This window comes from Segatella asaccharophila, from assembly GCF_054687055.1.
This window is the reverse complement of sequence record NZ_BAACAN010000027.1, coordinates 21,291-34,871: the sequence shown is the minus strand read 5'-3', so window position 1 is coordinate 34,871 and position 13,581 is coordinate 21,291. Positions and strand designations below refer to the sequence as shown.

Genomic DNA, 13,581 nt, shown 5'->3' with positions numbered 1-13,581 from the left:
ATGGTACTGCAATGCAATGCGGGAGAGTAGGCAGCCGCCTCCTTTTTATCAAGAATAAGGAAAGAAAAGGAAGAGAGGGGCCCGGGAAGCAGGATACTGCATCCCGGGCCCCTTTTCATGTCAGGGCTTCAGGGAGAACGTGGGAAACCATTGTGCTTTATTCCTCTTCTTGAGGAAGAGGAGAATCCAAACCATTATCCAGGAGTCTGAAAACATTGATTTTTAACTATAAAATTATATTATATCAGAAATAATTCGTACCTTTGCAGATCGTAAATTGTACGTTATGTATAGTTTGGCGCCATTTCATATTGACTTGAAGGCTTTAGGTGAGGGGGCGAATCCCTTTACATTTCAGCTGGGTGGCGAGTACTTTGAAGCTATTCATGCTTCTGAGGTGCATCGCGGGGAGTTAGGAGTCAATCTAACCATTTACCGGGTAGATGATGTCTTCGAACTCCATTTCCATATTCAGGGAAGCGTGTGTATACCTTGCGACATCTGTTTGGATGATATGGATCAGCCGATAGATGCGGCAAGTAAAATGGTGGCGAAATTCGGTGAGGGCGTCTCAGATGATGATGATCTCGTGATAGTAAGAGAGGAAGAAGGAATACTCGATATCTCGTGGTACATTTATGAGTTGATAGTTCTTAATATTCCCATCAGGCACGTGCATGCACCTGGAAAATGCAATCCTGCCATGATCGAAAAGCTCAATGAACTTTCTGCTACCCGAAGCAGCGATGGAAATACAGGGGAGGAAACCGATCCGCGTTGGGCTGCCCTCGATAAATTAAAGACAAAAAAATAAAACATTAAATTTTAAAGTATTATGGCACATCCTAAAAGAAGACAGTCTAAGAGTCGTACACTGAAGAGAAGAACTCACGATAAGGCAATAGCTCCTACACTGGCAGTATGTCCGAATTGCGGAGCTTATTATGAGTATCATAAAGTTTGCCCTTCTTGCGGTTATTACCGGGGCAAAGTTGCAATTGTAAAGGAAGCAGCTGAATAATGGGAAAGGTTCACGCAATAATCACAGGTGTTGGAGGTTATGTACCTGATTATATCCTCACCAATGAGGAGTTATCCCGCATGGTAGATACCAACGATGAATGGATTACGACTCGCGTGGGAATCAAAGAGCGTCGAATTCTGACGGAGGAAGGTTTAGGCACGAGTTATATGGCCCGTAAAGCTGCCAAGCAATTACTCCAGAAGACCGGCGTGGATCCAGATACGATTGACGCCCTCATCGTTACGACGACGACACCTGATTATCCGTTCCCTTCTACAGCTTCTATCGTACTGGGCAAGTTAGGCTTGAAGAATGCCTTTGCCTTTGATCTCTCTGCAGCTTGTTGTGGCTTCTTGTATACGCTGAATATAGCTGCAAGCATGATTGAAAGCGGGCGTTGCAAGAAAGTTATTGTCATTGGAGCGGACAAGATGTCTTCGGTAGTTGATTATACCGACCGTTCTACCTGTACGCTCTTTGGAGACGGTGCAGGAGCGGTTCTGGTGGAAGGAACGGAAGAAGAGGGGATCGGATTGCAGAATTCTTTCCTTCGTACGGATGGGAAGGGGCTTCCCTTCCTGCACATGAAGGCAGGTGGTTCTGTCTGTCCGGCTTCACGCTTTACCGTTGATCATCGTTTGCATTATATCTATCAGGAAGGTCGTACCGTATTTCGTTATGCTGTAACGGATATGAGTGATGATGTGATGAAAATACTGAAAGACAATCATCTCACGGCTGATGATATTCAATGGGTGATTCCCCATGAGGCTAATTTCCGTATTATTGAGGCAGTATGCCGGCGTGCCGGCGTGCCTCTGGAAAAGACGGTAGTGAATATTGATCATTATGGCAATACCAGTTCTGCTACCATTCCGTTGGCTCTTTGGGATGCGGAAGGTAAGTTGAAAAAGGGTGATAATATCATTTTTACAGCTTTTGGTGCTGGATTTGTTCATGGAGCCTCGTATTATAAATGGGCTTATGATGGAGCCGAAGTAGCAGCTCCTACCAAGAAATGAGTATCACTAACAATAAGGAAAAGCGCATCTTTCGTCATTCTTTTGGAAGATGCGCTTTTTTGTCAGAGAATGAATAAGAGCAACAGCATATCAGAAAGCTTATGTTTAAAGCGGGTTTTGTAAATATCGTCGGTAATCCCAATGTAGGAAAAAGTTCGTTAATGAACCGGCTGGTGGGTGAACGTATCTCGATAGCTACGTTTAAGGCCCAGACGACGCGTCATCGTATCATGGGAATTGTGAATGATCAGGATTGTCAGATCGTTTTCTCTGATACCCCGGGAGTGTTAAAGCCAAATTATAAGATGCAGGAGTACATGCTTGCCTTCTCAGAGTCAGCACTGTCGGATGCAGATATTTTATTGTATGTAACGGATGTTGTAGAGGATCCTGAGAAGAACATGGACTTTCTGGAGAAGGTGAGGGAGATGACCATTCCAGTGTTGCTTTTGATCAATAAGATAGATCTTGTGGACCAGAAGGTCCTGGGTGATCTTGTTGACCAGTGGCATGGCCTGCTGCCTGATGCAGAGATCCTTCCGATCTCAGCTCAGAATAAGTTTGGCATTGATGTTCTTCTCAAGCGCATTAAGGAGCTGTTACCGGAGAACCCCGCCTATTTCGATAAAGACCAGTTGACGGATAAACCCGCCCGCTTTTTTGTCAGTGAGATCATCCGGGAAAAGATCCTGCTCTATTATGATAAGGAGATCCCTTACTCTGTGGAAGTTCATGTGGATGAGTTTAAGGAAGCTGAAAAGATCATTCATATTCATGCCATAATCTATGTGGAGCGTGATTCGCAGAAGGGCATTATCATTGGACATAAAGGCATAGCCTTGAAAAAAGTAGGAACAGAATCAAGAAAAGCTCTAGAAAAGTTTTTCGGGAAGAAGGTATATCTAGAACTTCTGGTAAAAGTCGATGAAGACTGGAGGAGTTCAGCGCATGAGCTGGACCTGTTTGGGTATAATCCCAAATAGAACAGAGGTTTCAATGATGATAACTTTTGTTTCTTGAGATTTTAGTATTTAGGATGGCCCTGAATGGATGAGGGTCTAACTCTCCGGATCAGATGCGATTTATGAGCGCATGGAAAAAGATTCAGAGGGCCGAAGAATGTATAACTTCAGTAATTAAACAGAAAATGGCAAATTTAGTTGCAATTGTAGGCCGTCCAAACGTCGGCAAGTCAACTCTTTTTAATCGTTTAACCCAGTCACGTCGTGCTATTGTGAGTGACACGGCCGGGACTACTCGTGACTGTCAGTATGGCAAGTGTACCTGGAATGGTATGGAATTCTCGGTCGTAGATACAGGAGGATGGGTGGTCAATTCAGAGGATGTGTTTGCGGATGCAATCCGTAAACAGGTAGTTGTTGCCAGTCAGAGATCAGATCTTATCTTGTTTCTTGTAGATATAGAAACAGGCGTTACGGACTGGGATGAAGATGTGGCCAGGATCTTGCGGCGGAGCCATATTCCGGTTATTCTGGTGGCTAATAAGGTGGATAACAGTTCAGATTATTATGAGGCTGCTGATTTTTACCAACTCGGTCTGGGGGAGCCCCAGTGCATCAGTGCTGCTACGGGTGGCGGCACAGGCGATCTGCTGGATCTGATCCTGCAGAAGTTGAAAAATGCACCAGAAGAAAAGATAGACGAGGATATTCCCCGTTTTGCTGTGGTCGGTCGTCCGAATGCAGGAAAGAGCAGCCTGATCAATGCCATGATAGGCGAGAACAGGAGTATTGTGACAGATATTGCCGGTACGACACGGGACAGCATCTATACACGTTATACCCAGTTCGGATTTGATTTCTATCTTGTAGACACGGCGGGTATCCGCAAGAAAAACAAGGTCACCGAAGATCTGGAGTTCTATTCAGTCATGCGTTCAATCCGCTCGATAGAAAATAGTGACGTATGTATACTGATGCTGGATGCTACTAAAGGTATCGAGTCACAGGATATGAATATCTTCCAGTTGATCCAGAAGAATAACAAGTCATTGGTTGTGGTAGTGAATAAATGGGATCTCGTTGAGGATAAGAGTCAGAAGGTGATTGATACTTTCAGGGATGCAATCTACAGACGTATGTCACCGTTTGTGGATTTTCCAGTCATTTTTGCGTCTGCTCTTACCAAGCAACGTATTTTCAAGGTTCTTGAAACGGCTAAACAGGTCTATCTGAACCGCAAGACACATGTGGGAACGGCGAAATTGAATGAAGTGATGCTTCCGATCATAGAAGCTAATCCTCCCCAGAGCATCAAGGGGAAATACATAAAGATCAAATATTGTACGCAGATTCCGGATACGCAGATCCCTTCATTCGTGTTTTATGCTAATCTTCCGCAGTATGTGAAGGAAAATTACCGCCGTTATCTCGAAAACCAGATCCGTGGGCACTGGTCAATGCATGGTTGTCCCATCAATGTCTTTGTCCGTCAGAAATAATGAAAAAACTTTTATTCCTTTTTGTCGGTTTCCTTCTGATGGCATTCTTAAACGGATGCCATCACCGGATTGACCCCTCTGATATGGCTGCTATTACAGCCAAGGGATATTATGACCAACTGCTGAAGGGGAAGGTCAATGATTTCGTTGAGGGTACCTATCATGCCTATCCTATCCCGAAAGTTCTTCATGAGCAGTTGATCGCCAATGCGAAAATGTTTGTCGGTACTCAGGATTCCCTTCATAAAGGGATTCAGAAAATAGATATTGTCGATTCTAAGATCGATACGGTCTCCCATACAGATAATGCTTTCTTGAAATTTTATTATGGAGATGGAACGGAGGAAAACATACTTGTTCCGATGGTCGAGCATAAAGGAAAATGGATGATGCGCTGATGACTTCAGTTTTTAACGCAATGATTTCTCTTCCTGATCCTCATTCGTTTCCGCTTCCTTTACCTTTTTGAACAAGTCTGAAGCAAAGATCAGGTCATTGAGATGCTTGTTGGTACTGTTCATCACCTCCTCCTTTGTACCTTGCCAGTCCTTATGTCCCTTGTAAATGAACAGGATATTTTCACCGATCCCCATTACAGAGTTCATGTCATGAGTATTGATGATAGTTGTCATATTATATTCTTTCGTGATCCCGGAAAGGAGTTTATCGATGACAATGGATGTTTTGGGATCCAATCCGGAGTTAGGCTCATCGCAAAACAGATATTTCGGGTTAAGGACAATGGCCCGTGCGATCGCCACACGCTTCTGCATACCCCCTGAAATTTCTGCCGGGTATTTGTGCTCAGCATCAAGAAGGTTTACGCGGGCTAGACATTCTTCCGCCCTTTTGATCCGTTCTTTCAAGTTTTTATTAGAAAAGACATCCAACGGGAATCGCACGTTCTCCTGTACCGTCAGAGAGTCGAAGAGCGCCCCTCCTTGAAAGATCATGCCCATTTCACGCCGCATCATGGACATCTCCTTCTTGCTCATCTCCACAAAGTTCCGCCCGTCGTAAAGGATCTGTCCGGAGGTCGGTTTGAGCAGTCCGATAAGATTCTTCATAAGTACAGTCTTCCCTGATCCACTTTGTCCGATAACCAGATTCGTCTTACCCGTTTCGAATGTAGTATTGATATCGAACAGAACCGTCTTATCCTCAAAACTCTTTGTCAGATCTTTAACTTCTATCATATTTCAAGCCTTTAAAAAACACCCTTCAGGACTAAGAAAGCAACTGGGTCAGGAAAATATCAGAGAACAGGATGAGCACACTACTGTTGACGACCGCATTCGTGCTGGCTTTGCCAACTTCTACAGAACCACCCTCCACCGTGTAACCAAAATAGGAGGAAACACTAGCAATGATAAAGGCAAAGAACAAACTTTTGATCATGCTCATCCATATAAACCATTCATTGAATGAATGCTGGATTCCCAAAGTCAGGTCATCCGGTGAGATGATATGTCCGATATAAGCCGTACCGTAAGCTCCGAGAATTCCCATGGCCGATGAGAAAATGACCAGGAAAGGCATGATCGTCATCAGCCCCAGTATTTTAGGCATGATCAGATAATTAGCAGAATTGATCCCCATGATGTCAAGTGCATCTATCTGTTGGGTTACCCGCATTGTTCCCAGTTCTGAAGCAATGTTAGAACCCACTTTCCCCGCCAGGATCAAGCACATGATGGAGGAGGAAAATTCGAGCAGCATGATCTCTCTCGTGACATAACCAGACACCCAGCGAGGCATCCAGGGACTCTGGACGTTGACTTTGATCTGGATACAGATTACGGCACCGATAAAGAAAGAAATCAGGAGGACGATTCCGATGGAGTTCACACCGAGTTGCAGCATCTCCTTGACGTACCTCTTCAAAAACATTCGCATTCTGTCAGGCCTGGAGAACGATCGCCCCATGAGAGTCAGATACTTGCCGAATGTTGTAAGCCACTTGAATAATAGCATATATGTATCTCCAAACGTTTGTGTATGCAAAAGTAACCAAAATCTAATAAAAAACTGCAATATAATTGATAGTTTTTGGATTTGACAACGTTATTCTCTTCTTTTTTCGTATTTTTGCATCTAAATAAAGGGATTATGGATCATATAGATGTGGAACAGGTAAAAAAGTTACAGTCTGTTGCCGGAGGAGGGCAGAACGTACAGCCGCTGCAACGGTCTGTCCTGAGAACCGACGGACTTGTGAAGAGATATGGCAAGCGGACCGTGGCAAATAAGGTGACCATCAACGTGAAGCAAGGCGAAATCGTCGGTCTTCTCGGACCGAACGGAGCGGGGAAGACGACATCGTTCTACATGACCACAGGACTGATCCGGCCGAATGCCGGGCATGTTTATATTAATGACAAGGAGATAACAGACTATCCCGTATACAAACGTGCCCGTGCCGGTATTGGTTATCTTCCGCAGGAAGCGAGTGTCTTCCGGAAAATGAGCGTGGAAGATAATATTATGTCAGTTCTGGAGATGACGAAGCTTTCTCATAAGCAACAACTTGTAGAACTGGAGAGTTTGATCAAGGAATTCCGGCTTACCAAGGTGAGGCGGAATAAGGGTGACCGGCTTTCCGGTGGAGAACGGCGGCGTACAGAGATAGCCAGATGCCTGGCCATCCATCCGAAATTTATCATGCTTGATGAACCTTTTGCAGGCGTCGATCCGATTGCAGTGGAGGATATTCAGCACATTGTCTGGCGTTTGAAATATAGAAATATCGGTATCTTGATCACTGACCATAATGTGCAGGAAACACTGTCCATTACGGATCGTGCCTATCTCCTTTTTGAAGGCCGTATCCTCTTTCAGGGACTGCCCGAAGAACTTGCGGTCAACCCGATTGTACGTAAGAACTATTTGAGTGAGAATTTTGTCTATCGCCGCTTCAAACCGAATGTAGAGGATGAGGAAGCAGAGGAGGAATCGGAAGGGGAAATGGCGAAGTAGCCATGCAATGATTTAAAAAGCAGATTTTTCACCTTTTATTAGGAATATTCGCTAATAATGCGTAATTTTGCACTCCTATTGCTGCATAATTAATTAAATAACAAATACATCAGAGATGAAAATTTCATTTGAAAATCCCGACAAAGTCAATGGTTTGTTGACGATGACCGTTGAAGAGCCTGATTACAAAGCTGATGTCGAGAAGACACTGAAGGACTATCGTAAGCGTGCGAAAGAACCAGGATTCCGTCCGGGAATGGTCCCTATGGGACTGATCAAGCGCCAGTTCGGCGCTTCCGTAAAAGCAGATGCAATCAATAAATTTGTAGGGAACCAGATTTACAAGTATGTGAAGGATCAAAAAATTCAGATGCTGGGTGAGCCCCTGCCTTCTGAAAAGCAACAGCCACAGGATCTGGCTAAGGAACCTCCCTATACTTTTATTTTCGATGTTGCCGTGGCTCCAGATTTCAAGGTAGCCCTTACCGGCAGAGATAAAATTGAGTACTATCAGATTACGGTAGATGATAAACTCCTGGATCAACAAGTGGATATGTTCGCTTCCCGTTCAGGCAAGTATGAGCAGACTAAGGACTATGCTGATGGTGACATGCTTAAGGGACATCTTGTAGAACTTGATGAAAAGGGGAATGCCAAGAAAGACGGCATCTCTGTTGATGAAGCTGTCATTATGCCTAAATATATCAAGGTTGACGATCAGAAAAAATGCTTTGATGGTGTCAAACTTGGGGATGTTATTACTTTCAATCCACGAAAAGCTTATCCTGACAATGATACGGAGGTGTCTTCGTTGTTGAAGATTGATCGTAAGGAGGTCAAGGACCATACTACTGATGTAACCTTTCAAGTGTCAGAAATCCAGCGCTTCGTCAAGCATCCAGTGAACCAAGAGCTTTTTGATAGCATATTCGGCAAGGGTGTTGTCAAGAGTGAAAAGGAATTCCGTGATAAGATAGCTGCAGGTGTAAAAGCCCAACTGGCTTCGGATTCGGACTATAAGTTCATTCAAGATGTCCGTGCTCATTGTGAGAAGAAAGTTGGAAAACTGACCTATCCGGATGCTTTGCTCAAGCGTATCATGCTGGCAAACAACAAGGATAAAGACCAGGCATTCATAGATAAGAACTATGATCAGAGCATCAAGCAGCTCACCTGGCAGTTGATTAAAAATCAGTTGGTTGAGGCGAATGGCATCAAAATTGAGGAAAGTGATGTGAAGGATACCGCCAAGGAAGCCGCCCGTGCACAGTTTGCTCAGTATGGTATGGATAATGTTCCTGAAGAATACATCAGCAATTATGCTGATGAGATGCTGAAGAAGAGCCAGAATAATGATGCACTGGTTGATCGCGCGGTCGATCGGAAACTTACAGAGGCTTTGAAAAAAGTCGTTAAGTTAGATCCTAAGGAAATCTCTTTGGATGATTTCAATAAGATGATGAAAGAATAATATTTTTTAAGAAAAAAACTTCTTTTTTATAAAGGGTTATCGACTTTTTTTCCTATCTTTGTTTCTACGAATGAAAGAAGGAGGGTCGATGACCCCTTTTGTTTTGTCATTGGGAGATTGACAATGATGATAAGCACCCGACAATTTATCGTTTTCATTCACGAAAGGACCTGTAATTTCTTCTATAAGAAGAGATGGAGTAAGGATCTTCTGCCGGATTAAAAATCAAAAACCAAAAAGTAAGGAAGGTTGAAGTCCTCCCTTTATTTGTCTAATAAATAAAAAAGGAAAATTAATGGACATAAAAAGTGATTTCAGGAAGTATGCCACTCAGAAACTGAACATGAATGGCATGGTGCTGGACGATGTTGTGAAGGCACAACAGCAATACTTGAATCCCTATATTCTTGAAGAGCGTCAGTTAAATGTTACTCAGATGGATGTTTTTTCACGATTGATGATGGATCGCATCATCTTTTTGGGAACGGAAATTGACGACTATGCAGCCAACACCTTGCAGGCTCAGTTGCTTTATCTGGATTCAGCTGATCCAGGGAAGGATGTTTCCATTTATATTAATAGTCCCGGCGGAAGTGTGACAGCCGGTCTGGGTATTTATGATACCATGCAGTTCATCTCCAGCGACGTGGCTACCATCTGTACGGGCATGGCAGCGTCCATGGCTGCAGTCCTGCTCGTGTCCGGAAAAGAGGGGAAACGTTCGGGACTGGAGCACAGTCGTGTGATGATTCATCAGCCGCTGGGCGGCGTTCAGGGACAAGCTTCTGACATTGAAATCGAAGCGAAGGAAATCCAGAAGTTCAAGAAAGAATTATATACGATCATTTCTAATCATTCACATCAGCCTTATGATAAGGTGTGGAAAGACAGTGATCGGAATCATTGGATGACGGCTGTGGAAGCGAAGGATTATGGGATGATTGACAAAGTCCTTTTACCGAAGAAAGAGAATGAGGTGAAGGAAAAGAAAGACGACAAGAAAGAATAAATTTTATGCCTAAGAAAGTTTGTAGCTTTTGCGGAAGATCCGAGGATGAAGTGAAACTCCTCATCTCAGGTTTGAACGGCTATATTTGTGAGGATTGTGCCCGTCAAGCGTATGATATTGTCAGGCAGTCAGGCATCCTTAAAGAGGATGCTGCTGCCAAGGAGCAACATCCTTTTAAATTGAAGAAACTTCCCAAGCCGAAAGAGATTAAGAAATATCTTGATGATTATGTTATCGGACAGGATGAAGCCAAGGAATACTTGTCCGTATCTGTCTATAACCATTACAAGCGTTTGCAGCAGCCTGCCAATGACGATGGAGTAGAGATAGAAAAGAGTAATATTATTATGGTAGGAAGTACGGGGACGGGGAAAACCCTTCTTGCCCGTACCATTGCCCGACTTCTTGATGTACCCTTTACCATCGTTGATGCTACAGTATTTACTGAAGCTGGATATGTGGGAGAAGATGTGGAAAGTATCCTTTCCCGGCTGCTTCAAGTTGCTGATTATAATGTGGATGCAGCTGAACGGGGGATTGTGTTTATCGATGAAATTGATAAAATTGCCCGGAAGGGAGATAATCCTTCGATCACCCGTGATGTGAGCGGGGAAGGAGTACAGCAAAGCCTCTTGAAGTTGCTTGAAGGCACGATGGTTAATGTTCCTCCACAGGGGGGCAGGAAGCATCCTGATCAGGAATATATTCATGTGAATACTAAGAATATCCTGTTTATCTGTGGCGGAGCCTTTGACGGCATCGAAAACAAAATCGCACAGCGGTTGAATACGCATACGGTGGGATACAATTCTGTCCAGAACACAAGAAAGATCGACAAGGGTGACCTGATGCAATATATCCGTCCCCAGGATCTGAGATCTTTCGGCCTGATTCCAGAGTTGATTGGCCGGCTTCCTGTACTTACTTATCTGAAGCCGCTGGATCGTACAGCTTTGAGACGAATTCTGGTAGAGCCCAAAAATTCGATCATCAAGCAATATGTCAAATTGTTCAAGATGGATGGCATTGATCTGGTGATTGATGAGGATGTGTTTGATTTCATCGTAGATAAGGCCATAGATTTCAAACTTGGAGCTCGTGGGCTTCGTTCGATTGTGGAGTCCATCATGATGGATGCCATGTTTGAAATTCCATCTAAAAAGACCAAGAAGTTTGAAGTAACCTTAGATTATGCCAAGACTCAGTTTGACAGGGCCCATCTGCGTTCTGCATGACAGGAAGCATCCACCTGTTAATCCGTGAAGAAGTTCCACGGATTAACAGTGCAGATGAAAGGGCTCTCTTATTGAGATGACGAATAGGGAATAATAAGAAGAAAACTACTCATTGGTAAAAATGAGTCAGCTTGTTATATGGAAAAAAAAGTTAATCTTACAGCAGAGTTAAAGCACTTTTTCGGTTTTGATAAGTTCAAAGGCGATCAAGAAGCGATTATCCGGAACCTCATAGCAGGAAACGATACTTTTGTCCTCATGCCTACGGGCGGAGGCAAGAGTCTGTGTTATCAACTCCCTTCCTTGATTATGGATGGGATGGCTATTGTCATTTCACCACTGATAGCCCTGATGAAAAATCAGGTAGATGTGATCAATGGGATGAGCGAGTCAGAAGGCGTGGCCCATTATCTGAACTCGTCTTTGAATAAATCAGAGGTAGAAAAGGTAAAGAATGATGTCCTCAGCGGGGTGACTAAACTCTTGTATGTAGCTCCAGAATCTTTACTGAAAGAAGAAGAGGAAAAGGATGACAAGGGCAATACCGTTATTGTGAAGAAAGTGAAGTTCACTTTCCTGAAGGATGTGAAGATTTCTTTTTACGCTGTGGATGAAGCTCATTGTATCTCTGAATGGGGGCATGATTTCCGTCCCGAATACCGGAATATCCGTAAGGCAATCGATATTCTGGGGCGTGCACCTATTATCGCCCTGACGGCCACGGCTACCGATAAGGTTCGATCAGATATTCTGAAGACCCTGGGAATTACCGACGCCAAGGAATTCAAGAGCTCATTCAACAGGCCGAATCTCTATTACGAGGTGCGTCCGAAGACGAGTGATATTGATACCCAGATCGTCAAGTTCATCAAGCAGAATCCGGGGAAGAGCGGCATCGTCTATTGCCTTTCCCGAAAGAAAGTGGAAGAGTTGGCTGCCGTTCTGAAGGTAAATGATATTAAAGCCGCTCCCTATCATGCCGGTCTGGATTCAGCCACACGCTCTCAGACCCAGGATGATTTCCTCATGGAACGGATTGATGTGATCGTAGCTACGATCGCTTTTGGTATGGGGATAGATAAACCTGATGTACGTTTTGTGATCCATTATGATTTCCCCAAGAGTCTGGAGGGTTATTATCAGGAGACAGGTCGTGCCGGACGGGATGGCGGTGAAGGAATTTGTATTGCTTTCTATGCCCAGAAAGACTTGAAAAAACTGGAGAAGTTTATGGAGGGCAAGCCTGTGGCGGAACAGGATATTGGCAGGCAGCTCCTTCAGGAGACAGCAGCATACGCAGAATCTTCCGTTTGCCGGCGGAAAATGCTGCTTCACTATTTTGGTGAAGATTACCCGAAAGACAATTGTGGCAACTGCGATAATTGTCTCCATCCGAAGAAGAAAATTGAGGCCAAGAAAGCTTTGCTTATCGTCTTGAGGGCAGTGAAAGCCTTGAAAGAAAACTTCCGTCAGGACTATATCATCGATTTTGTCAAGGGCAGGGCAACAGATAATCTTGTCTCCCATAAGCACGATCAGTTAGAAGAGTTTGGCATGGGAGAAGACGTGAAGGAAAATTTATGGAATCCGGTGATCCGACAGGCTATCCTGGCTGGTTATCTGAAAAAAGATGTCGAGAGTTATGGCATCCTGAAATTGACGGCTGCCGGTAAACGCTTTATCTCACATCCAAAATCCTTCATGATCGTAGAAGACCATGATTACCGTGATGATGAGGATGATGAATCCGGAGAGGGTGCAACAGCAGCCTTGGACCCGGAGTTGTTCGCTATGCTGAAGGGCCTTCGTAAGGAGAAAGCAGAAAAACAGGGTGTTCCTCCTTATGTCATTTTCCAGAATGTATCCTTGGAGCAGATGGCGACTATGTATCCCGTAGATTTGGAAGAACTGCAACAGATCCAAGGAGTCGGAGCGGGAAAGGCGAAGCACTATGGCAAGGATTTTTGCTCGTTGATCAAGAAGTATTGCAAGGAGAATGGCATCCAGCGGCCGGAGGAGATGCGAGTAAGGACGGTAGTGAAGAGAAGTATGCTGAAGGTGAATATCATCCATAGCATAGACCGTCAGATCCCCCTTGATGAGATCGCCCGTGCAAAAGGCCTGGAGTTTGATGAGTTGCTGAGTGAGGTGGAAGCGATTGTCTTCAGTGGTACGAAGATCAATATCGATTATTTTATCGAAGATGTGATGGATGAAGATCGCGTGGATGATATTTACGACTATTTCATGAATAGTGAAACCGACCAACTCGAGACGGCTATGGACGAACTGGGTGATGATTACACCGAAGATGAGATCCGGCTGGTCCGTATCAAGTTCCTGTCGGAACAAGCTAACTGAAACTTTTTCTTTTACGGGATGA

At 44.2% G+C, this 13,581-nt stretch carries 13 protein-coding genes; 11 read left to right on the top strand and 2 right to left on the bottom strand.

Features of this window, described 5'->3' with window-relative positions:
* The first annotated feature begins 286 nt into the window (after nt 1-286).
* The 6 genes from ACYRYG_RS11815 to ACYRYG_RS11790 all read left to right on the top strand — a co-directional run bounded on the left by ACYRYG_RS11815 (nt 287) and on the right by ACYRYG_RS11790 (nt 4,905).
* Nucleotides 287-814 (top strand): YceD family protein, encoded by a 528-nt coding sequence (locus tag ACYRYG_RS11815; RefSeq protein WP_293417027.1) that lies wholly within the window; start codon nt 287-289, stop codon nt 812-814.
* Nucleotides 815-835: 21 nt separating this feature from the next.
* On the top strand, nt 836-1,021 hold the full coding sequence (gene rpmF, locus ACYRYG_RS11810) for a 50S ribosomal protein L32 (RefSeq protein ID WP_293417024.1): 186 nt from the start codon (nt 836-838) through the stop codon (nt 1,019-1,021).
* Nucleotides 1,021-2,046, top strand: a complete 1,026-nt coding sequence (locus ACYRYG_RS11805) for a beta-ketoacyl-ACP synthase III (protein WP_293417021.1) — start codon at nt 1,021-1,023, stop codon at nt 2,044-2,046. The genes rpmF and ACYRYG_RS11805 overlap by 1 nt, the downstream gene beginning before the upstream one ends.
* A 101-nt stretch (nt 2,047-2,147) precedes the next feature.
* Entirely contained in the window at nt 2,148-3,029 is an 882-nt protein-coding gene (era, locus tag ACYRYG_RS11800; RefSeq protein ID WP_293417019.1) for a GTPase Era, read from the top strand.
* Between the two features lie 164 nt (nt 3,030-3,193).
* The gene (gene der, locus ACYRYG_RS11795) at nt 3,194-4,507 is read left to right on the top strand and encodes a ribosome biogenesis GTPase Der (protein ID WP_293417016.1); all 1,314 of its coding nucleotides are present in this window, start codon (nt 3,194-3,196) and stop codon (nt 4,505-4,507) included.
* The gene (locus tag ACYRYG_RS11790; RefSeq protein WP_293429680.1) at nt 4,507-4,905 is read left to right on the top strand and encodes a hypothetical protein; all 399 of its coding nucleotides are present in this window, start codon (nt 4,507-4,509) and stop codon (nt 4,903-4,905) included. Before der ends, ACYRYG_RS11790 begins: the two co-directional genes overlap by 1 nt.
* 12 nt (nt 4,906-4,917) lie before the next feature.
* Here the strand turns inward: ACYRYG_RS11790 and ACYRYG_RS11785 are convergent, their stop codons facing one another.
* Both ACYRYG_RS11785 and ACYRYG_RS11780 read right to left on the bottom strand, forming a co-directional pair.
* Nucleotides 4,918-5,703, bottom strand: coding sequence for an ABC transporter ATP-binding protein (locus ACYRYG_RS11785; protein WP_293417010.1), 786 nt, complete (start codon nt 5,701-5,703; stop codon nt 4,918-4,920).
* Between the two features lie 31 nt (nt 5,704-5,734).
* The gene (locus ACYRYG_RS11780; protein ID WP_293417007.1) at nt 5,735-6,481 is read right to left on the bottom strand and encodes an ABC transporter permease; all 747 of its coding nucleotides are present in this window, start codon (nt 6,479-6,481) and stop codon (nt 5,735-5,737) included.
* 114 nt (nt 6,482-6,595) lie between these two features.
* Between ACYRYG_RS11780 and lptB the strand changes: the two genes are divergently transcribed.
* From lptB to recQ, 5 genes are all read left to right on the top strand, one after another.
* Complete coding sequence (gene lptB / locus ACYRYG_RS11775; protein WP_293417004.1) at nt 6,596-7,483, top strand: LPS export ABC transporter ATP-binding protein; 888 nt, start codon at nt 6,596-6,598, stop codon at nt 7,481-7,483.
* Nucleotides 7,484-7,598: 115 nt separating this feature from the next.
* Nucleotides 7,599-8,954, top strand: coding sequence for a trigger factor (gene tig / locus ACYRYG_RS11770; protein ID WP_460198238.1), 1,356 nt, complete (start codon nt 7,599-7,601; stop codon nt 8,952-8,954).
* A 295-nt stretch (nt 8,955-9,249) separates the two neighbouring features.
* Nucleotides 9,250-9,963, top strand: coding sequence for an ATP-dependent Clp endopeptidase proteolytic subunit ClpP (gene clpP, locus ACYRYG_RS11765; RefSeq protein ID WP_293416998.1), 714 nt, complete (start codon nt 9,250-9,252; stop codon nt 9,961-9,963).
* A gap of 5 nt (nt 9,964-9,968) precedes the next feature.
* Nucleotides 9,969-11,198, top strand: coding sequence for an ATP-dependent Clp protease ATP-binding subunit ClpX (clpX, locus tag ACYRYG_RS11760; protein WP_293416995.1), 1,230 nt, complete (start codon nt 9,969-9,971; stop codon nt 11,196-11,198).
* A 138-nt stretch (nt 11,199-11,336) separates the two neighbouring features.
* Nucleotides 11,337-13,559, top strand: coding sequence for a DNA helicase RecQ (recQ, locus tag ACYRYG_RS11755; RefSeq protein WP_293416992.1), 2,223 nt, complete (start codon nt 11,337-11,339; stop codon nt 13,557-13,559).
* Nucleotides 13,560-13,581: the final 22 nt, after the last annotated feature.

What these genes read in the sequence shown, in the direction of transcription:
- ACYRYG_RS11815 (WP_293417027.1), top strand. Translation starts at nt 287, where the DNA reads ATGTATAGTTTGGCGCCATTTCATATTGACTTGAAGGCTTTAGGTGAG.
- rpmF (WP_293417024.1), top strand. Translation starts at nt 836, where the DNA reads ATGGCACATCCTAAAAGAAGACAGTCTAAGAGTCGTACACTGAAGAGA.
- ACYRYG_RS11805 (WP_293417021.1), top strand. Translation starts at nt 1,021, where the DNA reads ATGGGAAAGGTTCACGCAATAATCACAGGTGTTGGAGGTTATGTACCT.
- era (WP_293417019.1), top strand. Translation starts at nt 2,148, where the DNA reads ATGTTTAAAGCGGGTTTTGTAAATATCGTCGGTAATCCCAATGTAGGA.
- der (WP_293417016.1), top strand. Translation starts at nt 3,194, where the DNA reads ATGGCAAATTTAGTTGCAATTGTAGGCCGTCCAAACGTCGGCAAGTCA.
- ACYRYG_RS11790 (WP_293429680.1), top strand. Translation starts at nt 4,507, where the DNA reads ATGAAAAAACTTTTATTCCTTTTTGTCGGTTTCCTTCTGATGGCATTC.
- ACYRYG_RS11785 (WP_293417010.1), bottom strand. Translation starts at nt 5,703, where the DNA reads ATGATAGAAGTTAAAGATCTGACAAAGAGTTTTGAGGATAAGACGGTT.
- ACYRYG_RS11780 (WP_293417007.1), bottom strand. Translation starts at nt 6,481, where the DNA reads ATGCTATTATTCAAGTGGCTTACAACATTCGGCAAGTATCTGACTCTC.
- tig (WP_460198238.1), top strand. Translation starts at nt 7,599, where the DNA reads ATGAAAATTTCATTTGAAAATCCCGACAAAGTCAATGGTTTGTTGACG.
- clpP (WP_293416998.1), top strand. Translation starts at nt 9,250, where the DNA reads ATGGACATAAAAAGTGATTTCAGGAAGTATGCCACTCAGAAACTGAAC.
- clpX (WP_293416995.1), top strand. Translation starts at nt 9,969, where the DNA reads ATGCCTAAGAAAGTTTGTAGCTTTTGCGGAAGATCCGAGGATGAAGTG.
- recQ (WP_293416992.1), top strand. Translation starts at nt 11,337, where the DNA reads ATGGAAAAAAAAGTTAATCTTACAGCAGAGTTAAAGCACTTTTTCGGT.